This window comes from Streptomyces sp. NPDC006997 (assembly GCF_040635175.1).
Lineage (GTDB): Bacteria > Actinomycetota > Actinomycetes > Streptomycetales > Streptomycetaceae > Streptomyces.
The window spans coordinates 75,439-95,385 of sequence record NZ_JBEYHH010000011.1 but is presented as its reverse complement, the minus strand read 5'-3'; the positions used below and the strand labels follow the sequence as shown (position 1 = coordinate 95,385).

The following is a 19,947-nucleotide window of genomic DNA, read 5'->3' as shown; positions in this document are numbered from 1 at the left end:
TGACGGTGACCGCGTGGTTCTGGTGAGTGACGTAGGGGGTGTCGGGTGGGTACGACGACGTACGGCGACTGGCTGCGGGAGCAACGGGAGGCGGCGGGCAAGACGCAACAGCAGTTGGCGGACGAGGCGATCATGTCGCGGACGCACATCGCGCATATCGAGGCGGGGAGGAGGGTGCCGTCGCGGGACGACGCGAAGCGGTTGGACCAGGTGTTGGGTACGCGGGGGGCGTTGACGAGTTTTCGTCCGGGGAACGACCGCAGGCCGGTGGCGGCGCACTTCGAGGCGGCGTTGGCGTTGGAGCAACAGGCTCAGGTCATCCGGGAGTTCGGACTGTCTTTCGTGCCGGGCTTCCTTCAGATCGAGGCATACGCAGACGCCGTGCTGCGTGACGCGTCGTACCCGCCGCTGTGTGGGGAGGACCGAGCCAAGGCTGTCGCCACCCGGCTCGACCGGGCACGCGTGCTCGACGATCCCCGCACACCTGTCGTCTGGGCCGTACTTGACGAGGCGGTGCTACGGCGGCCAGTGGGCGGACCCGAGGTGATGGCGGAGCAGATCCTGCACCTGGTGGGTCTCGTGGAGGGCGAGCGCATCCGACTGCACGTGCTGCCGCTCGGGCACGGGCCCCACCCCCTCCTGGGGGGCATGGTCACGCTGATGTGGTTCGACGACCAGCCTCCGATCGCCTACGAGGAGGGCGCCTTCTCGGGCACCGTGCACGATGAACCGGCGCTGGTTCAGCGCATCCAGGCCGCTTACGATCTCGTGCTGGGAGAAGCCCTGCCGCAGAAGGAGTCGCTGGCCCTGATGCGGTCGATCGCGAAGGATTACGGCCAACATGACTGAGCACATGATCCCCGACGCCTCGGCGCTCAAGGGGTGGCGCAAGTCGTCGTACAGCGGAGGGAACGAGGGGAGCTGCCTCGAAGTCATCCCCGACGTACCGTCCGGCCTCCCGGTCCGGGACTCCAAGAACCCCCACGGCCCGGCGATAGTCTTCGGCCGCACCGCCTGGACGGCGTTCATCGGACATCTCTGAGCGGGGGTCCGGGGGCGGCAGCCCCCAGGGTCGGGAACGGGAAGGGGTGGCAGGGGCGAAAAACGCAACCCCCACCACCCCCTCCCCGCCAAACCCCTACGCCAGCCCCGGCCCCCGTACCGGAATCGTCGTGAACGTCGGCGCGGGCGCCGGGTTCTGGAAGAAGTCGTTGCCCTTGTCGTCGACGACGATGAACGCCGGGAAGTCCTCCACCTCGATCTTCCACACCGCCTCCATCCCCAGCTCCTCGTACTCCAGGACCTCCACCTTCTTGATGCAGTCCTGCGCGAGCCGGGCCGCGGGCCCACCGATCGAGCCCAGGTAGAAGCCGCCGTGCGCCGCGCACGCGTCCGTGACCTGCTTGCTCCGGTTCCCCTTGGCCAGCATCACCTTCGACCCGCCGGCCGCCTGGAACTGCTCCACGTAGGAGTCCATCCGCCCCGCCGTCGTCGGCCCGAACGACCCCGACGCGTACCCCTCGGGCGTCTTCGCGGGACCGGCGTAGTACACCGGGTGGTCCTTCAGGTACTGCGGCATCTCCTCACCCGCGTCCAACCGCTCCTTGATCTTCGCGTGCGCGATGTCCCGCGCGACGACCAACGGCCCGGACAGCGACAGCCGCGTCTTGACGGGGTACTTCGTCAGCTCGGCCAGCACCGCGTCCATCGGCTGGTTGAGGTCGACGCGGACGACGTCCCCGTCCTCCGCGAGGTGCTCGTCCGTCGTCTCCGGCAGGAACCGCGCCGGGTCGGTCTCCAGCTGCTCCAGGAAGACGCCCTCGGCGGTGATCTTCGCGACGGCCTGCCGGTCGGCCGAGCAGGAGACGGCGATGGCGACCGGGCAGGACGCCCCGTGCCGGGGCAGCCGCACCACGCGCACGTCGTGGCAGAAGTACTTGCCGCCGAACTGCGCCCCGATCCCGATCTTCTGCGTCAGCTCGAAGACCTTCTCCTCCAGCTCCTTGTCCCGGAACCCGTGCCCGAGCGGCGACCCCTCGGCCGGGATCTCGTCCAGGTAGTGCGCGGAGGCGTACTTCGCGGTCTTGAGCGCGTACTCGGCGGAGGTGCCGCCGACGACGATCGCGAGGTGGTACGGCGGACAGGCGGCCGTACCCAGCGAACGGATCTTCTCCTCCAGGAACCTCATCATGGAGGACTCGTTGAGGACGGCCTTGGTCTCCTGGTACAGGAACGACTTGTTGGCCGACCCGCCGCCCTTGGCCATGAACAGGAACTTGTAGGCACCGCCGTCGGTGGCGTACAGCTCGATCTGCGCGGGGAGGTTGGAGCCGGTGTTCTTCTCCTCCCACATGGTGAGCGGGGCCATCTGGGAGTACCGCAGGTTCAGCTTGGTGTAGGCGTCGTAGATGCCGCGCGACAGCGCTTCCTCGTCGCCGCCCCCGGTCAGCACGTTCTGCCCGCGCTTGCCCATCACGATCGCCGTACCGGTGTCCTGGCACATCGGCAGGACGCCCGCCGCCGCGATGTTGGCGTTCTTCAGCAGGTCGAGCGCCACGAACTTGTCGTTGGCGGACGCCTCGGGGTCGTCGATGATGCGGCGGAGCTGCGCGAGGTGGGCAGGGCGCAGGTAGTGCTGGATGTCGTGGATGGCCGCCTCGGCGAGCTTGCGCAGCGCCTCCGGCTCGACCCTGAGGAACGTCCGCCCGTCGGCCTCGAAGGTGGAGACACCCTCGGAGGTCACCAGCCGGTAGGGGGTGGTGTCCTCTCCCATGGGGAGCAGATCGGTGTACGCGAACTCAGGCATCTCGCCCATTCCTCACTCGACGACGGCCGCCGCCCTCGTTGGCGGCGCTCACCAGCGTAGAACCTGGCGGGAGGAGCGAGGCTGTGAGGTGAGGCTCAGTCGGGGAGGGAGGGGGGGTATCGCGATCTATCGTGTTTCGGTACGCTGCTGGCGTGGACCTTGAGAAGCAGACCGCCACCGCCGCCGACGCCCCTGCTGCCGCCGCTCCCGCCCCCGGTGAGCTGCGCGCCTCCGACGCCGACCGGGACCGTATCGCGGACGTCCTGCGCGACGCCCTGGCCGAGGGCCGTCTGACGGCCGAGGAGCACGCCGAGCGGGTCGAGCGGGTGTACCGGGCGAGGACGGTCGGCGAGCTGACCCCGCTCGTCCGCGACCTGCCCGGCGGCCAGGACCGGCAGCAGCGGCCGTCCGCGCCGCCGTTCGCCCATGTCCCCGGTCGTCCGGCCGCCGGTGCGATACCCGTCGACCCCGATGACAACGTCGTCGCGGTCTTCAGCAACGCCTCCCGCAAGGGGCGCTGGCGCGTGGGCCGCCGTATCCACGCGTACTCGGTCTTCGGCAGCGTCGAGATCGATCTGAGCGAGGCCCTCTTCGAGTACCAGCAGGTCGTCATCAAGGCGATCTCGGTCTTCGGCAACGTCGAGGTCAGGGTCCCGGCGAACATCTCGCTGCACGGCTCCGGCGGCGGCGTCCTCGGCAACTTCGAGGTGGACAGCCTGGACGCGGGCGACCCGGAGGCGCCCGTCGTCTACGTCGAGGGCTGGTCGGTGCTGGGCAACATCGAGGCGCGGCCCAAGCGCGGCAAGCTCGTCGCGGACATCCTCGACCGCGTCACGGGCAAGCGCACCAGCGGGCCGCGCCGGGACGTCACCGGCTAGCTCCGCACCCCGCAGGACTCGCCGTTCAGCCGGAAGGCCCTCGGGTCGGACACCTGGCCGCTCGCCGTGCCGTTGAAGCCGAAGCGCGTCGTGGCGCCGGGGGCCAGCGTGGCGTTCCAGCTCAGCGACTCGGCCACGACCTGCGGGCCGGTCTGGGTGACGGTCGCGCCCCACGGGTCCCGCACGCGCTGCGTGTCACCGAACGTCCACGACAGCTGCCAGGGGCTGACCGTCCGGGTGCCGGTGTTCTTCACCACGACCTGCGTGGTGAAGCCGCCGTCCCACCGGGTCGAGGTGTAGGTGACCTCACAGACCGGGCTGCGGGCGCCGCCGCTCCCCAGGTCGTCCACGTAGGAGGCCACCCAGGCGAGCGGGGCGTTCCAGTTGATGGTGATCTCGTTCGTCGACCACGACTCGATGTCGTCGATGTAGCACATCGCGGGCGCGCAGCCCTGCAGCTTGCTCTGCGCGACCGGGTCCTCGATGCCGCTGTTCGGACCGCCCGCCAGCGAACCCGGCGCCGGGTTCGGCAGGGCCGGGTCGAGCTGGTGCGCCCAGAAGCGGTGGTGCTGGTTGTGCGAGTCCCGCTCGCCGTACCCGGTGACGTACGACTGGTTGAGCGGGTTGCGGCCCAGCAGGTAGTCGAGCCCCCGCAGTACGGCGTCGCGGTAGGCGGCCTCGCCGGTCAGGTCGTGGGCCGTGCCCAGGACGACCATGTTGTTGGCGACCTGGCTGTTCGAGCCCCAGACGTAGCGGCCGTCGGACGGCGCGTACGGCAGCCCGTAGGCGGCCTCGGCCGAGTCGGCCGCGTACCGGTCGGCGGCCCCGGTCACCATGGTCCGCACCGACTGGAGCTGGTCGGCCGTCAGCTTGCCCGGCACGGTCGCCAGGTCCAGCGCGCCCAGGCCCGCCACGGACCCCCACGAGATGCCGCCCGCCGGGAAGACCAGGTCGGTGTGGCCGTGCAGCGGTGAACGCAGCACCTCCTGGCGGTAGGTGTCCTGGCCGGTGGTGAGGAACAGCTCGGCCGCGGCCCAGTAGAACTCGTCGCGCACGTCGTTGTCGGCGTACGTGCCGCCGCCCGTGCCGTCGTCCGGGTCGGCGTAGACGTCCGGGTGGGCCTTGGCCGCGTTCCAGGCGGTGACCGCCGCCGTACGGCACCTGGCCGCGAAGTCGGCGTCGTAGGGCGCGAAGAGGCGGGCGCACTGGGCGGCGGTGGCGGCCACGTTGAGGGTCGCCGCGGTGGTCGGCGGGTGCAGCTCACGGGGCTGCGGGTCCTGGTCGGGGCGCAGCGGCAGACCGGTCCACGCCCGGTCGTGGAGCTTGTGGTGCGCCATCCCGGCCAGCGGCTCGCCCTCCGGCACCATCATCCGCATCAGGAAGTCCAGCTGCCAGCGGGCCTCGTCCAGGATGTCGGGCGTGGCGTTGCCGTGCTCCGGCAGCCGCAGCCTGCCGTCGCCGAGCGGGGCGCCGTCGGCGTGCTGTGCCGTCAGGGTCCGTTCGTAGGTGGACATCAACTGGGCCACGGATATGCCGCCGTTGACGACGTACTTGCCGTGGTCACCGGCGTCGTACCAGCCGCCGGCCGCGTTCAGGCGGTAGTCGCAGACGCCGGGCTGGCAGGGGACGTCCGTGTCGCCCTGGTTGGGGCTCACGCCCAGGTGCCCGGCGGGACGGGCGTACTCCTCGCCGACGATGTCCGCGTCGATCTCGATGCCGCTGCGGTTGTGGTAGAAGTACGCGAGCGCGTCCGTGCGCAGCGAGTCGTAGAGGTCGTCGCCGATCGAGAACGGCTCGCTCTCGTCCTCCCCGACCGTGACGGTGTAGCCGTCCCCGGGGGTGGTCACGGAGCTGAAGTCGAAGGTGTGCACGTTCTGGCGCGAGGTGGGGTCCACCCCGGCCGGTGCGGTGGTGCCGCTCGCCTGCTGGGTCCCGTCGGCGGCGTTGACCGTCCACGTCAGCGGCTCGGTGGCGTCGGTGACCACGGTGCCGTTCTTCGGGCCGTTGGTGAGGTAGCCGACCTGGTTGACGCGGACGGGCGAGCCGGTGTCCGGCTCGTACGGGGGCGGTGCGCTGCCGCCGCGCAGGGAGACGTCGTCCACGCAGAACGTGAACGCCTCGGCGCTGCCGCCGATCTGGAAGGCGAGCTGGGCGGCGTCGTGGTCGGCCGCCGCCGTGAAGGTGTGGGTCACGCGCTCGGCGCTCGTCCCGACCGGCTGGGCGGCGGACAGCTCCGTCGTCCAGGGCTCGACGGCCATCTGGACGTTGGTGCGTATGGTGACCGGCACCGTCGACGTCGCCGTGTAGCTGAGCGTGTATCCCTCACCGGCCGTGAGGGCGAGCCCGTTCTGCCCGATGATGGCGTCCCACGGGTTGGCCGTGCCGGCCGGGACGTCGGCGCACAGGCGCCCGTCGACCACGGCGCCGGGGCTGTTCTCGGTCCACCACCACGGGGCGGTACCGGCGCTGAAGTCGCCGTTGACGATCAGCTCGGGCGGTTCGTCGGCGGGCTCGGCGCCGGAGGCGGGGGTGGTGGCCAGGGCACCGGCGAGCAGCCCGGTGAGGGCGGTGACCGTCAGCGCGAGACGGCCGCGCCGGCCCGGGCGGCGGGACGTACGGGCCGTGCGGACCCGGTGCGGAGGGGGGAGCTGATGAGGCGACACGCCATGGTCCTCTTCGGGGAGTAGGGGTGTGCGACGGCTCCGGGTTACGGGAGCGCACACAGGGATGGGAGCGCTCCCAATGTCGGGAGTGAGTGATGCGGCGTCAAGACATCGGACAGCGATCGGCCTGTTTCGTCCCCAACTCGGCTCTGCCTCACGGCGGATGAGAACCGTGCGATGTGTCTTGCCAAGGGGGTGGAACGGCCCTACAGTCCTGGCCGAAGCAGGCGGTGGGAGCGCTCCCACCGGCTCCTGTCCCTGGGAGCGCTCCCGGCGCGGGCCCCGCGTTCCGGCTCCACGCACGTGCACCTCCCGTTCTCCCGCTCCAGACGGAAAGGTCAGCGCATAGTGAGGCAGTTTCGAAGAGACAGTCGGCACCCCCGACGACTCCTGGCCGCGGTGCTGACCGCGGCGCTCGTCGCGGTGGGCGGCCTCGCGGGCGGGGCGGTGGCCCAGGCCGCCCCGGCGCCGGACGCCAGGACGGCCGAGGAAGCGACGACCAGCGCCGCCGCGGCGGGCGACGACTGGCTGCACACCCGGGGCAACAGGATCGTCGACGCGAACGGCGACGAGGTCTGGCTCACCGGGGCCAACTGGTTCGGCTTCAACGCCTCCGAGCGGGTCTTCCACGGGCTGTGGTCCGCCAACATCACCGACCTCACCAAGTCGATGGCCGACCGCGGCATCAACATCGTCCGGGTGCCGATCTCGACGCAGCTCCTGCTGGAGTGGAAGGCGGGACAGGCGACCGTCCCGTCCGGCGTCAACGCCTACGCCAACCCCGAGCTGGAGGGCAAGACCTCGCTGGAGGTCTTCGACTACTGGCTGCGGCTGTGCGAGCAGTACGGCATCAAGGTCCTGCTGGACGTGCACAGCGCGGAGGCCGACAACTCCGGGCACGTGTACCCGGTGTGGTGGAAGGGCGACATCACCACCGAGCAGTTCTACAGCGCGTGGGAGTGGGTGGCGGCGCGCTACAAGACCAACGACACCCTCGTCGCCATGGACATCGAGAACGAGCCGCACGGCAGGGCGAACGAGACCCCCCGTGCCAAGTGGGACGGCTCGACCGACCAGGACAACTTCAAGTACGCCTGCGAGACCGCGGGCAAGCGCGTCCTGGCGATCAACCCGAACGTCCTGGTGCTGTGCGAGGGCATCGAGGTGTACCCCAAGGCCGGGGTGAGCTGGACCTCCACGACGCCGACGGACTACCACTCCACCTGGTGGGGCGGCAACCTGCGCGGCGTGCGCGACCACCCGGTCGACCTCGGCGCCGACAGCGACCAGCTCGTCTACTCGCCGCACGACTACGGCCCGCTCGTGTTCGCCCAGCCCTGGTTCACCGGCGACTGGGACCGCACGACCCTCGAACGGGACGTCTGGGACCCCAACTGGCTGTACCTGCACAAGGAGAACACGTCGCCGCTGCTCATCGGCGAATGGGGCGGCTTCCTCGACGGCGGCCCGAACCAGAAGTGGATGACGGCGCTGCGCGACCTCATCGTCGAGAACCGCATCCACCAGACCTTCTGGTGCATCAACCCCAACTCCGGTGACACCGGCGGTCTGCTCGGGTACGACTGGAAGACCTGGGACGAGGAGAAGTACGCCCTGCTGAAGCCCGCCCTGTGGCAGCACGGCGGCAAGTTCGTCAGCCTCGACCACGAGGTGCCGCTGGGCGGCGCCGGGAGCACCACGGGCGTCAGCCTGAGCGACGTGTACGGCGGCGGGACCCCCGACCCGGACGACACCGTCGCGCCCAGCGTGCCGACCGGCCTCACCGCCACCGCGAAGACCGCGAACAGCGTGTCCCTCTCGTGGTCCGCCTCGACCGACAACGTGCGCGTGGCCGGGTACGACGTCTACCGGGGCACGACGAAGGCGAACACCACGGCGGTGACCGGCACGTCGTTCACGGACACCGGTCTGTCGCCCTCGACCGCGTACCGCTACACCGTGCGGGCGAGGGACGCGTCGGGCAACGTGTCGGCCGCGTCCACGGCGCTGAGCGTGACGACCGAGGCGGACGGCGGGGGCGGCGACCCGTCGGGCGCGCTGAAGGTCCGCTACAAGAACGACGACACCTCCGCGACGGACAACGCCATCCACCCGTCCCTCGTGATCGCGAACCCGGGCTCCACGTCCGTCGACCTGAGCACGGTGTCGGCGCGCTACTACTTCACCCGCGACGGCGCCCCGTCGGTCAGCGCCTGGTGTGACTACGCGGTGGTCGGGTGCGCGCAGGTGAAGCTGAGGGTCGTCAACCTGACCACGCCGGTCACGGGCGCGGACGCCTACCTGGAGGTGTCGTTCGCCGAGGGCTCGCTCGCGGCCGGGCGGGACACCGGGGACATCCAGCTGCGGATGAGCAAGTCGGACTGGTCGAACTTCGACGAGGCCGACGACTACAGCCGCTCGACGGCCACGGCGTACGCGGACGCCCCGAAGATCCCCGCGTACACGGGCACGGCCCTGGCCTGGGGCACGCCGCCGTCCTGACGGGCGCTCCCCGGTCCGCCCGGTTGCCCCCTGGTCCGCCCGGCGCCCGTCCGACGGCGCCGGGCGGAAGGCCGTACCACCCGTACCACCCGCACTATCGGCACCACCGAACCCGCCCCCCACCCCAGCCGACCGTCGGAAGGGACGTTCCGTGCGCGCGATCACCCTCCTGAAACCCGGAAGAGACCACAGGACCCCACGGCGCTCCCGCCGCACCACCGCGTACGCCGTGGTCGGCGCGGTCGCCGCCGGCCTGCTCCTCCCGCTGTCGCACCCGACCACCGCCGCCGCGGCACCGGCCTTCGACTACGGTGAGGCACTCCAGAAGTCCGTCGCGTTCTACGAGGCGCAGCAGTCGGGCGAGCTGCCCGCCTTCAACCGCGTCGGCTGGCGCGGCGACTCCGGCCTGGACGACGGCAAGGACGTCGGCCTCGACCTGACCGGTGGCTGGTACGACGCCGGGGACCACGTCAAGTTCGGCCTGCCGATGGCGTTCTCCGCGACCATGCTGGCCTGGGGCGGGGTGGAGGAGAAGGCGGCGTACACCTCCGCGGGGCAGCTCACCCACCTGAAGAACAACCTCCGTTTCGTCAACGACTACTTCATCAAGGCGCACCCCTCCCCGAACGTCCTGTACGGGCAGGTCGGCAACGGCGCGGACGACCACAAGTGGTGGGGACCGGCCGAGGTCATGCCGATGGCCCGGCCCGCGTACAAGATCGACGCGTCCTGCCCCGGCTCCGACCTCGCGGGCCAGACCGCGGCGGCCATGGCGTCGTCGTCGATGGTGTTCGCGGACAGCGACCCGGCGTACGCCGCCGAACTGGTGACACACGCCAAGCAGTTGTACGCCTTCGCGGACCAGTACCGGGGCAAGTACAGCGACTGCATCACCGATGCGAAGTCGTACTACAACTCCTGGAGCGGCTACCAGGACGAGCTGGTCTGGGGCGCGATCTGGCTCTACAAGGCGACCGGCGACGCGGCCTACCTGGCCAAGGCCGAGTCGTCCTACGACAACCTCTCCACCGAGCCCCAGACCAGCACCCGGTCCTACCGCTGGACGCTGTCCTGGGACGACTCGTCGTACGGGGCGTACGCGCTGCTGGCGCAGCTCACCGGCAAGCAGAAGTACGTCGACGACACCAACCGCTGGCTCGACTGGTGGACGGTCGGCGTCAACGGCCAGCGGGTGCGGTACTCGCCGGGCGGGCAGGCCGTGCTCGACAGCTGGGGCTCCCTGCGGTACGCCGCCAACACCGCCTTCGTGGCGCTCCAGTACGCGGACTGGCTCAGCGGGGACAGCGAGCGCAGGAGCCGCTACCACGACTTCGCCGTCCGGCAGATCAACTACGCCCTCGGCGACAACCCCCGCAAGTCGAGCTACGTCGTCGGCTTCGGCGCCAACCCGCCGACGAAACCGCACCACCGGACCGCCCACGGCTCCTGGACGGACCAGCTCACCAGCCCGACCGAGACCCGGCACACGCTGTACGGGGCCCTGGTCGGCGGCCCCAGCGCGCCGGACGACAGCTACACCGACGACCGGTCGAACTACGTGAACAACGAGGTCGCCACCGACTACAACGCGGCCTTCACCGGCGCGCTGGCCCGCCTCTACGGGGAGTACGGCGGCAGCCCGCTCGCCGACTTCCCGCAGGCCGAGCAGCCGGACGGGCCCGAGATCTCCGTCCAGGCGTCGGTGAACGCCACCGGGCCGGGCTTCACGGAGATCAAGGCGTACCTGGTCAACAAGTCGGCGTGGCCGGCGCGGGCGCTGACCGACGCCTCGCTGCGGTACTACTTCACGCTGGAGCCGGGGGTCACCCCGGACCAGATCAGCCACTCCACCAACTACAACCAGTGCGGGACGGTCTCCGGGCCGACGCGGGCCGCGGAGTACGGCGACGGCGTCTACTACGTGACGGTGGACTGCTCGAACGCGACCATCGCCCCGGCGGGGCAGTCGGCGTACCGCAAGGAGGTGCAGTTCCGGATCAGCTCGTCGGGGGCCTGGGACCCGTCGAACGACTGGTCGTACCCCACGTCGGCGACGACGCCGGGCACGACGCCGGTGGACGCGCCCCGCATCGTCCTGATGGAGGGCGCGGAGAAGCAGTGGGGCTCGACCCCCGACGGCACGACGCCCACGCCGACGCCCACACCGACTCCGACCCCCACGCCGACTCCGACCCCCACGCCGACTCCGACGCCGACTCCGACTCCGACGCCCACTCCCACGCCCACGCCTAGCCCGGCCGGTTCCTGCGCCGTGACCTACAAGGTCACCCAGTCCTGGACGGGCGGGTTCACCGCCGACGTCGCGGTGCGGAACACCGGCGGCACCGCGATCGACGGCTGGAAGCTGGGCTGGACCTTCCAGGGCTCCGAGAAGGTCTCCGGCGCCTGGAACGCGACCACGTCCCAGAGCGGCGCCGACGTCACGGCCACCAACGTCGCCCACAACGCCGCGATCCCGGCGGGCGGCACGGTCGGCTTCGGCTTCCAGGGAACGGGCACGCCCGCGGGCACGCCGACGGGCTTCGAGCTGAACGGGAGGGAGTGCGGGCTGGCGTGAGTCCACGCCCGGGGGCCCGGGGGAACGCGGGGCGCGGCGGTCCACAGGGGTGTCCAACCACCCTTGTGGACCGGGCGGTTGGGGACTCCCTGCATAGGCGCACGCACAGCGGGTAGACCTTGCTGCATCGTCTCTCGCTCGCGAAGCCGTCGTCAGGAGTAGACCGTGCTGCAACCGCCGCATTCGTCCCCGCAGGTAGCTGCCGCTCCGGCCCAGCGGGTGCCAGTGCGGGACAGGGACCAAGACGCCCCCTGGCACACCGAGGCGGTGTGCCGCCGCGACGAGGCCGGCCTGTTCTTCGCCCCCTCCAAGGAGCCCACCGCCGCCCGGCTCTCCCGCGAGGAGGCGGCCAAGCGCGTCTGCGCCCGCTGCCCGGTCATGGTCGAGTGCCGCGAACACGCCCTGCTCCAGCCCGAGCCGTACGGCGTCTGGGGCGGCCTCACCGCCGCCGAGCGTCGCGTCGTCCTCGCCCGGCGCCGCCGCCGCGACCTGGAACTGAAGAAGGCGGCCCGCGCCACCAACCGCATAGCGGGCTGAGGCCCGAGAAGGGGCGCGGGGAACCGCACCCCTTCCTTCTCCTGTTCCCTCTCCCGCTTCTCCTCGTCGACTTCTACTTGGCCCGGTCGAAGTCGATCGCGCTGTACGCCCGCAGCTTGCTCAGCCGGTGCTCGGAGTCGATCCTGCGCACCGTCCCCGACTTCGACCGCATCACGATCGAGTCGGTCGTGGCCGTCTCCGACCGATACCGCACCCCGCGCATCAGCTCCCCGTCCGTGATCCCGGTCGCCACGAAGAACACGTTCTCCCCGGTGACGAGGTCCTCGGTGGTCAGCACCTGGTCGAGGTCGTGCCCCGCGTCGACCGCCCGCTGCCGCTCGTCGTCGTCCTTCGGCCAGAGCTTGCCCTGGATGGTGCCGCCGAGGCACTTCACGGCACAGGCGGAGATGATGCCCTCCGGCGTGCCGCCGATCCCGAGCAGCAGGTCGATGCCGGTGCCCTCGCGCAGCGCGAGGATGGAGCCCGCCACGTCACCGTCGGAGATCAGCTTGATGCGGGCGCCGGTCGCCCGGATCTCCTCGATGATCCCCTGGTGCCGCGGCCGGTCCAGGATGACGACGGTGACGTCCTCGGGCGTGGCCCGCTTGGCCTTGGCGACCCGGCGGATGTTGACCGACACGGGCGCGTTGATGTCGACGAAGTCGGCGGCGTCGGGGCCGGTGACCAGCTTGTCCATGTAGAAGACGGCCGACGGGTCGAACATCGAACCCCGCTCGGCCGCCGCCAGCACGGCGATCGCGTTCGGCATCCCCTTGGCGGTCAGCGTCGTCCCGTCGATCGGGTCGACGGCGATGTCGCACTCGGGGCCGGTGCCGTCACCGACCCGCTCCCCGTTGAAGAGCATCGGGGCCTCGTCCTTCTCGCCCTCCCCGATGACGACCACGCCGTTCATGGAGACGGTCGAGACGAGGGTGCGCATGGCGCGTACCGCCGCCCCGTCGGCGCCGTTCTTGTCGCCGCGGCCGACCCAGCGGCCCGCGGCCATCGCCGCGGCCTCGGTGACCCGGACGAGTTCCAGGGCGAGGTTGCGGTCAGGGGCCTCGGAGGGGACATCGAGTTCGGACGGCAGATGATGCTCGGTCATCGGTGCGCACCTTTCTGATACGACGACGGCCGGATGAGGGTGTTGGCGACGACTCTAGCCGCAGGCCGACAGAATGAGCAGGGCACCCCACGGATGAGCGCGAGGGGTCACCTGCGACGATAGGGGGCGTGGCAGGGACGAATGGCAAGCAGAAGACGATCCGCGGCATGGTGCTCTCGCTCCTGGTGTGCCTGCTCGCGGCCGGGGTGATCTACCTTTTCACCCCGCATGACGACAAGGAACCCGACCTCCCCCGGGTGGACTACCGCATCGAACTGCTCACGGCACGCCGCGCCGCCGACTACCCGGTGGCCGCCCCGGAGGGGCTGCCGGAGGGCTGGAAGCCGACCTCCGTCCGCTACAAGGGCGAGCCGTACGGCACCTGGCACCTCGGCTACCACGCTCCCGACGGGGAGTACGTGGCCATCGGGCAGTCGACCGAGCAGCGGAAGCGGTTCATCAAGGAGGCCAGCCAGGGGGCCACCGCGACCGAGGACACCGAGGAGATCGGCGGCCGCACCTGGACCCGGTACACCGGCGGCCGGTACGACGCCCTGGTGCTGGAGGAGTCCGCCGACGGCAAGGGCTCGACGACGGTGGTGGCGGGGACGGGCTCGTTCGAGCAGCTCGCGCGGATGGCCGGTGCGCTGAAGATGTCGTAGCGCGACGGGGGACACGAACGGGAGAGGCCCCCGGCACGGGATGCCGGGGGCCTCTTCGGGTGCGCGGGCGCGTCTCGGAAAGGGCGTCTCAGACGGTGGTGCCTCAGGCCGTGGTGCCTCAGGCCGTGGTGCCTCAGACGGTGGTGACGACCTGGTCGTACGCCAGTCGCGGGGAGCGCGGGAACCAGGCGTTCTCGCCCGGCTTGCCGATGTTGACGATCATCAGCGGGGTGTGGTCGTCGTCCAGGAACTCCTTGCGGACGGCGTCCATGTCGGCACCGGTCATCGGGCCGGCGGCCAGTCCGGCGGAGCGCAGGCCGATGAGGAAGTAGGCGGCCTGGAGGGCGGCGTTCAGGGTGGCGCTGCCCTCGCGGGCCTCGCGGCCGAAGCCCTCGAACATGTCCCTGGCGCCCTCGAAGTGCGGGAAGAGCGTGGGCAGTTCGTGGTGGAACTCGTTGTCGGCGGAGAGGATCGCGACCAGCGGGGCCTTGGCGGTCTTCTCCTTGTTGCCGTCGGCCATCAGGTCCACCAGGCGCTCACGGGCCTCGGCCGAGCGGACCAGCGTGATGCGCAGCGGGGACTGGTTCATCGACGTCGGGCCGTACTTGACCAGGTCGTAGACGGCCTGGATCTGCTCGTCGGTGACGGGCTCGTCGGTGAAGGTGTTCGCGGTGCGGGCCTCGCGGAACAGCAGGTCCTGGGCGGCGGAGTCAAGAACGAGGGACATGGTTCGGCTTTCTCGTGTCTGGCGGCGTCAGCCCGGGGGAGTGGCTGACGACATCGACAGTACGCCGCAGAAGTTCAATATTCAACCAAAAGTGGGATGGGGTGATCCGCTTCACAGCCCGCCGCCGGACCGGCGCCCTCCGCCGCTACTCGTCCCCGTCCTCGCCCTCCTCCGTCTCGGCCTCCTCCTCCGCCAGCGCGGCGTCCAGCCGTGCCCGGGCCCCGTCCAGCCAGCGTCGGCAGACCTTGGCCAGCTCCTCGCCGCGCTCCCAGAGGGCGAGCGACTCCTCCAGCGTCGTACCGCCCGCCTCCAGCCGCCGTACGACCTCGATCAGCTCGTCACGCGCCTGCTCGTACCCGAGCGCTTCATCCACCTTGCTGCTCATTCATCCACCTCGCCGCTCATTCGCCCATCTTAGTGTCGACTCGTACCGAGAACTCGCCCTCCGCCACCCGCGCCCGCAGCGGCTCCCCGCCGGTGACCTCGTCCGGGGCGCGGACGACATGGCCGTCCGCCTTCTGGAGCACCGCGTAGCCACGCTGCAGGGTGGCCGCGGGGGAGAGGGCCACCACGCGCGCGTGCGTGTGCGTGAGATCCGAGTGGGCGCGGTCGAGCTGGTGCCCGAAGGAGCGCCGCGCCCGGTCGAGCAGCGCCGCGACCTGCTCGGCGCGCTCGTCGATCATCCGGTGCGGGTCCTCCATGGACGGCCGGGCGAGCGCGTGGGCGAGCCCGCGCTCCTCCCGGTCGACGTACGCCCGCACACACCGCCGCGCGCGGTCGCGCAGCAGCCGTACCCGCTCGTACTCCTCGCCGACGTCCGGGACGACCTTCTTCGCGGCGTCGGTCGGCGTCGAGGCCCGCAGGTCGGCGACGTGGTCGAGCAGCGGGTTGTCGGGCTCGTGCCCGATCGCGGACACCACCGGCGTACGGCAGGCGGCCACCGTGCGCACCAACTCCTCGTCGGAGAACGGCAGCAGGTCCTCCACGCTGCCCCCGCCGCGCGCGACGACGATCACGTCCACCTCGTCGAGGGCGTCCAGCTCCTTCACCGCCCGCACCACCTGCGGCACCGCGTGCACGCCCTGCACCGCCACGTTGCGCACCTCGAAGCGGACGGCGGGCCAGCGGTGCCGGGCGTTCTCCAGCACGTCCCGCTCGGCCGCCGAGGCCCGGCCGCAGACCAGTCCGACCAACTGCGGCAGGAACGGCAGCGGCTTCTTGCGCTCCGCCGCGAACAGCCCCTCCGCCGCCAGCGCCTTCTTCAGCCGTTCGAGACGCGCGAGCAGCTCCCCGACCCCCACCGGCCGTATCTCCGCCGCCCGCAGCGACAGCTGCCCGCGCGGGGCGTACCACTCCGGCTTGGCGTGCACGACCACCCGCGCGCCCTCGCTCACCACGTCGGCGACGGCGTCGAACACCTGCCGGTAGCAGGTGACGCTCACGGAGATGTCGTACGACGGGTCCCGCAGCGTCAGGAACACCACCCCCGCGCCCGGCCGCCGCGACAACTGCGTGATCTGCCCCTCGACCCACACGGCGCCGAGCCGGTCGATCCACCCCCCGATGAGCCGCGACACCTCACCGACGGGCAGCGGGGATTGCGCGGACGTGTTGGCAGCCATGCCCGCGAGCGTAGTCGCAGCCACTGACAGTCACCGACAGCCCCGGGGTGACCGACTCGGCGCCGCGGGGCGCGGCCTTACGATGGGTCCCATGACTGCTTCGCCTGGCCGCCGTGTCCTGCTCGCCGCCCCCCGGGGCTACTGCGCCGGTGTGGACCGCGCCGTGATCGCCGTCGAGAAGGCGCTCGAACAGTACGGGGCCCCGGTCTACGTCCGCCACGAGATCGTCCACAACAAGTACGTCGTACAGACCCTGGAGCGGAAGGGCGCCGTCTTCGTCGAGCGGACGGAGGAGGTGCCGCCCGGCAACATCGTGATGTTCTCCGCGCACGGCGTCGCCCCGACCGTCCACGACGAGGCCCGCGAAGGCCGCCTCGCCACCATCGACGCCACCTGCCCGCTGGTCACGAAGGTCCACAAGGAAGCCGTCCGGTTCGCCGACGAGGACTACGACATCCTGTTGATCGGCCACGAGGGCCACGAGGAGGTCATCGGCACCTCCGGCGAGGCCCCCGACCACATCCAGCTCGTCGACGGTCCCGACGACGTGGCGAAGGTCGAGGTCCGCGACGAGTCCAAGGTCGTCTGGCTCTCCCAGACCACGCTGAGCGTGGACGAGACGATGGAGACGGTGGACGCCCTGAAGGAGAAGTTCCCCCAGCTGATCTCCCCGCCCAGCGACGACATCTGCTACGCCACGCAGAACCGTCAGCTCGCCGTGAAGCAGATGGGCGCGGAGGCGGAGCTGGTGATCGTCGTCGGCTCCCGGAACTCCTCCAACTCCAAGCGCCTGGTCGAGGTCGCCAAGCTCGCCGGGGCGCGGGAGGCGTACCTGGTGGACTTCGCCGACGAGATCGAGGAGGCGTGGCTGGAGGGCGTGACCACGGTCGGCGTCACCTCCGGCGCGTCCGTCCCCGAGGTGCTGGTCGAGCAGGTCCTGGAGTGGCTCGGCCAGCGCGGTTACGCGGACGTGGAGATCGTGAAGGCGGCCGAGGAGTCCATCACCTTCTCGCTGCCCAAGGAACTGCGCCGGGACCTGCGCGAGGAGGCGGCGTCGCTGATCGCGGGGCGCACGGGTACCGCCCAGGAGTGACTGTCCGTCCCCCGTCGTAACGTAGGGCCATGCAGATCTTCGGTGTGGACATCGGCGGGTCCGGTATCAAGGGCGCCCCTGTGGACTTGGACAGGGGCGACCTGGCCGCGGAGCGGTTCAAGGTACTCACCCCGCATCCGGCGACGCCGGACGGGGTGGCCGACGGCGTCAGGCAGGTCGTCGAGCACTTCGGCTGGACGGGCCCGGTCGGGCTGACCTTCCCGGGCGTGGTGACCGGCGGTTCGACGGTCCGTACGGCGGCCAATGTCGACAAGAGCTGGATCGACACCGACGCGCGCGCGTTGTTCGGCGAGCGGCTCGGCGGCCTGCCGGTCACGGTGGTCAACGACGCCGACGCGGCGGGCGTCGCCGAGATGGCCTTCGGCGCCGGGCGCGACCGCAGGGGCACGGTCATCCTGCTCACCTTCGGCACCGGCATCGGCAGCGCCGTCTTCACGGACGGCGTGCTCGTGCCCAACACGGAACTGGGCCACCTGGAACTGCACGGCCACGACGCGGAGAAGCGCGCCTCCAGCAAGGCCAAGGAGGACCACGACCTGACGTGGGAGCACTGGGCGCACCGGGTGCAGAGATACCTGGCCCATGTGGAGATGCTGTTCTCGCCTGAGCTGTTCATCGTCGGCGGCGGGGTCAGCCGCAAGTCGGAGAAGTTCCTCCACCACATCGACGGCATCAGGGCGGAGATCGTCCCGGCGCAACTCCAGAACAACGCGGGGATCGTGGGGGCGGCGATGCGGGCGGCGTCGGTCATGGCCTGAGGGCGGGTGCCGGGGGCCTTGACGAGGCTCAGCCGGAGGGGCGCCGGTCACCGCGAACCCGGCGCCCCCGCCCCCTCCCCATCAGCCGCACCTTCCGTACGGTGACGATCACCCCGGTGACGAGGGTCCCGCCGTACAGCCACCCCGCCTCGGTGGCCAGGGTGGTCGCGAGCCCGACGACATGCCCGCCGAAGCCGCCGTCCCCGCTGTCGGCGACGAAGAGCAGCCCGGCGGCGAAGGCGATGGGTACCACGACGGGCGCGCTGGGCAGGTCCCCGTTGCGCACCCACAGCGCGCTCAGCAGACACACCGGCAGGAAGAGCACGCCGTACACGGTGGGCGACGTCCCGAAGAGCAGCCGCACCAGACAGCCGAGCAGCAGCATCAGCGCGACGCAGAACAGCCCGCACCCGAGCCCGGTGAGCCGGGGCCCGGGCAGCCGGGCCACGAGGGAGCCGACGGCTGGCGACGCCCGGGTCCGGGCCCCCGCGGGGCTGCCGTCCGACCGGGGGACAGACCGGGATGCGGACCGGGCGCCGGACCGGGCGTTGGGCTGGGCGTTGGATTGGGCGTTGGATTGGGAGGCGGAGCGAACCCCGCCCCGCCTCATCTGTGGCGGCAGCGGAGCCGTCCCGCGTCGCGGTCCGTGCTGGGCAGGTCGCGTCCTGTGTTGCTCCACTCGACCAACTTAGGTCGTTTTATGTGCCGAATCAGCTCTCGGACACGCCGTTGCCCGCACCTTGGCCAGACGTTCGACTGATCGCCGCCCCCGGTGCGGCCACCCCTTAGACTGGGGGTTCGCCTGACCCTCTGGGCCCTCCTCACGCACGGGAAGTCGAGAACGTGTCGCTCACGATCGGAATCGTCGGTCTGCCGAATGTCGGCAAGTCGACCCTGTTCAACGCCCTGACCAAGAACGACGTGCTCGCGGCCAACTACCCGTTCGCCACGATCGAGCCCAACGTCGGCGTGGTCGGCGTCCCCGACGCCCGCCTCGCGCAGCTGGCGTCGATCTTCAAGTCGGAACGCATCCTTCCGGCGACGGTCGACTTCGTGGACATCGCGGGCATCGTCCGCGGCGCCTCCGAGGGCGAGGGCCTGGGCAACAAGTTCCTCGCGAACATCCGCGAGTCCGACGCGATCTGCCAGGTCATCCGCGCCTTCAAGGACGAGAACGTCGTCCACGTCGACGGCAAGGTCTCGCCGAAGGACGACATCGAGACGATCAACACCGAGCTGATCCTCGCCGACCTCCAGACCATCGAGAAGGTCCTCCCGCGCCTCCAGAAGGAGTCCCGGATCAAGAAGGACCTGGTGGCCAAGGTCAAGGCGGTCGAGGAGGCGAAGGAGATCCTCGACAAGGGTGAGACCCTCTTCGCCCACGGCATCGTCCAGGGCAGCGAGCGCGCGGAACTCCTCCACGACCTGCACCTCCTCACGACGAAGCCCTTCCTCTACGTCTTCAACGTCGACGAGGACGAGCTGACGGACGACGCCTTCAAGGACGAACAGCGCGCCCTGGTCGCCCCCGCCGAGGCGATCTTCCTGAACGCCAAGCTGGAGGCGGACCTCGCCGAACTGGACGAGGAGGACGCCCTGGAACTCCTCGAATCCGTCGGCGCCGAGGAACCCGGCCTCGCCACCCTCGCCCGCGTGGGCTTCAACACCCTCGGCCTCCAGACCTACCTCACGGCAGGCCCCAAGGAGTCCCGGGCCTGGACCATCAAGCGCGGCGCCACCGCCCCCGAGGCCGCCGGAGTCATCCACACCGACTTCCAGAAGGGCTTCATCAAGGCGGAGGTCATCTCCTTCGACGACCTGGTCGAAACGGGCTCGGTCGCCGAGGCCCGCGCGAAGGGAAAGGCCCGCATGGAGGGCAAGGACTATGTGATGCGGGACGGGGACGTGGTGGAGTTCCGCTTCAATGTGTAGCGGCTGACGCATCACCACGTCGCTGATCTGGCAAACTTGCAGCTCAGAGAGGGTCCGACTCTT

Annotated in this window: 17 protein-coding genes; 10 read left to right on the top strand and 7 right to left on the bottom strand. The window is 70.7% G+C overall.

The window, feature by feature from the left end:
• Window positions 1-45 precede the first annotated feature (45 nt).
• Together ABZ659_RS13425 and ABZ659_RS13420 are read left to right on the top strand one after the other, a co-directional pair.
• Window positions 46-849 (top strand): helix-turn-helix transcriptional regulator, encoded by an 804-nt coding sequence (locus ABZ659_RS13425; RefSeq protein WP_360217718.1) that lies wholly within the window; start codon window positions 46-48, stop codon window positions 847-849.
• Entirely contained in the window at window positions 842-1,042 is a 201-nt protein-coding gene (locus ABZ659_RS13420; RefSeq protein ID WP_360217715.1) for a DUF397 domain-containing protein, read from the top strand. The genes ABZ659_RS13425 and ABZ659_RS13420 overlap by 8 nt, the downstream gene beginning before the upstream one ends.
• A 96-nt stretch (window positions 1,043-1,138) precedes the next feature.
• Here ABZ659_RS13420 and ABZ659_RS13415 read toward each other — a convergent pair whose 3' ends face one another.
• Window positions 1,139-2,806 carry a fumarate hydratase gene (locus tag ABZ659_RS13415; protein WP_360217712.1) on the bottom strand — a complete coding sequence of 556 codons (1,668 nt, stop codon included), beginning with the start codon at window positions 2,804-2,806 and terminating at the stop codon, window positions 1,139-1,141.
• Window positions 2,807-2,958: 152 nt separating this feature from the next.
• On the opposite strand from ABZ659_RS13415, the gene ABZ659_RS13410 reads away from it, so the two are divergent.
• Window positions 2,959-3,684, top strand: a complete 726-nt coding sequence (locus ABZ659_RS13410) for a DUF1707 domain-containing protein (protein WP_360217709.1) — start codon at window positions 2,959-2,961, stop codon at window positions 3,682-3,684.
• Here ABZ659_RS13410 and ABZ659_RS13405 read toward each other — a convergent pair.
• Window positions 3,681-6,239 (bottom strand): glycoside hydrolase family 9 protein, encoded by a 2,559-nt coding sequence (locus ABZ659_RS13405; RefSeq protein ID WP_360217995.1) that lies wholly within the window; start codon window positions 6,237-6,239, stop codon window positions 3,681-3,683. The two genes, ABZ659_RS13410 and ABZ659_RS13405, sit on opposite strands and share 4 nt — an antisense overlap.
• A 507-nt stretch (window positions 6,240-6,746) precedes the next feature.
• On the opposite strand from ABZ659_RS13405, the gene ABZ659_RS13400 reads away from it, so the two are divergent.
• The 3 genes from ABZ659_RS13400 (at window position 6,747) to ABZ659_RS13390 (ending at window position 11,964) form a co-directional block, all read left to right on the top strand.
• Entirely contained in the window at window positions 6,747-8,849 is a 2,103-nt protein-coding gene (locus tag ABZ659_RS13400; RefSeq protein WP_360217706.1) for a cellulase family glycosylhydrolase, read from the top strand.
• A gap of 151 nt (window positions 8,850-9,000) precedes the next feature.
• Window positions 9,001-11,427: a glycoside hydrolase family 9 protein gene (locus ABZ659_RS13395; protein ID WP_360217703.1), complete on the top strand. Its 2,427-nt coding sequence runs from the start codon at window positions 9,001-9,003 to the stop codon at window positions 11,425-11,427.
• A 165-nt stretch (window positions 11,428-11,592) separates the two neighbouring features.
• A complete protein-coding gene (locus tag ABZ659_RS13390; protein WP_360217700.1) occupies window positions 11,593-11,964 on the top strand; it encodes a WhiB family transcriptional regulator in 372 nt (123 codons plus the stop codon).
• A 73-nt stretch (window positions 11,965-12,037) separates the two neighbouring features.
• On the opposite strand, the gene glpX is transcribed toward ABZ659_RS13390, so the two are convergent.
• Window positions 12,038-13,069: a class II fructose-bisphosphatase gene (gene glpX / locus ABZ659_RS13385; protein ID WP_360217697.1), complete on the bottom strand. Its 1,032-nt coding sequence runs from the start codon at window positions 13,067-13,069 to the stop codon at window positions 12,038-12,040.
• 128 nt (window positions 13,070-13,197) lie between these two features.
• Here glpX and ABZ659_RS13380 point away from each other — a divergent pair, with 128 nt between their 5' ends.
• Window positions 13,198-13,731 (top strand): DUF4245 domain-containing protein, encoded by a 534-nt coding sequence (locus tag ABZ659_RS13380; RefSeq protein ID WP_360217694.1) that lies wholly within the window; start codon window positions 13,198-13,200, stop codon window positions 13,729-13,731.
• Between the two features lie 133 nt (window positions 13,732-13,864).
• Here ABZ659_RS13380 and ABZ659_RS13375 read toward each other — a convergent pair whose 3' ends face one another.
• From ABZ659_RS13375 to xseA, 3 genes are all read right to left on the bottom strand, one after another.
• A complete protein-coding gene (locus ABZ659_RS13375) occupies window positions 13,865-14,458 on the bottom strand; it encodes a malonic semialdehyde reductase (RefSeq protein ID WP_360217691.1) in 594 nt (197 codons plus the stop codon).
• Window positions 14,459-14,603: 145 nt separating this feature from the next.
• A complete protein-coding gene (locus tag ABZ659_RS13370; protein ID WP_360217688.1) occupies window positions 14,604-14,843 on the bottom strand; it encodes an exodeoxyribonuclease VII small subunit in 240 nt (79 codons plus the stop codon).
• 16 nt (window positions 14,844-14,859) lie between these two features.
• Window positions 14,860-16,080, bottom strand: coding sequence for an exodeoxyribonuclease VII large subunit (xseA, locus tag ABZ659_RS13365; protein ID WP_360217685.1), 1,221 nt, complete (start codon window positions 16,078-16,080; stop codon window positions 14,860-14,862).
• 82 nt (window positions 16,081-16,162) lie between these two features.
• Between xseA and ABZ659_RS13360 the strand changes: the two genes are divergently transcribed.
• The gene (locus tag ABZ659_RS13360) at window positions 16,163-17,173 is read left to right on the top strand and encodes a 4-hydroxy-3-methylbut-2-enyl diphosphate reductase (protein WP_360217682.1); all 1,011 of its coding nucleotides are present in this window, start codon (window positions 16,163-16,165) and stop codon (window positions 17,171-17,173) included.
• Window positions 17,174-17,202: 29 nt separating this feature from the next.
• Window positions 17,203-17,952, top strand: a complete 750-nt coding sequence (ppgK, locus tag ABZ659_RS13355; protein ID WP_360217679.1) for a polyphosphate--glucose phosphotransferase — start codon at window positions 17,203-17,205, stop codon at window positions 17,950-17,952.
• A 28-nt stretch (window positions 17,953-17,980) separates the two neighbouring features.
• Here ppgK and ABZ659_RS13350 read toward each other — a convergent pair whose 3' ends face one another.
• Window positions 17,981-18,400 (bottom strand): DUF6542 domain-containing protein, encoded by a 420-nt coding sequence (locus ABZ659_RS13350; RefSeq protein ID WP_360217676.1) that lies wholly within the window; start codon window positions 18,398-18,400, stop codon window positions 17,981-17,983.
• Window positions 18,401-18,795: 395 nt separating this feature from the next.
• On the opposite strand from ABZ659_RS13350, the gene ychF reads away from it, so the two are divergent.
• On the top strand, window positions 18,796-19,884 hold the full coding sequence (gene ychF / locus ABZ659_RS13345) for a redox-regulated ATPase YchF (RefSeq protein WP_360217673.1): 1,089 nt from the start codon (window positions 18,796-18,798) through the stop codon (window positions 19,882-19,884).
• Window positions 19,885-19,947: the final 63 nt, after the last annotated feature.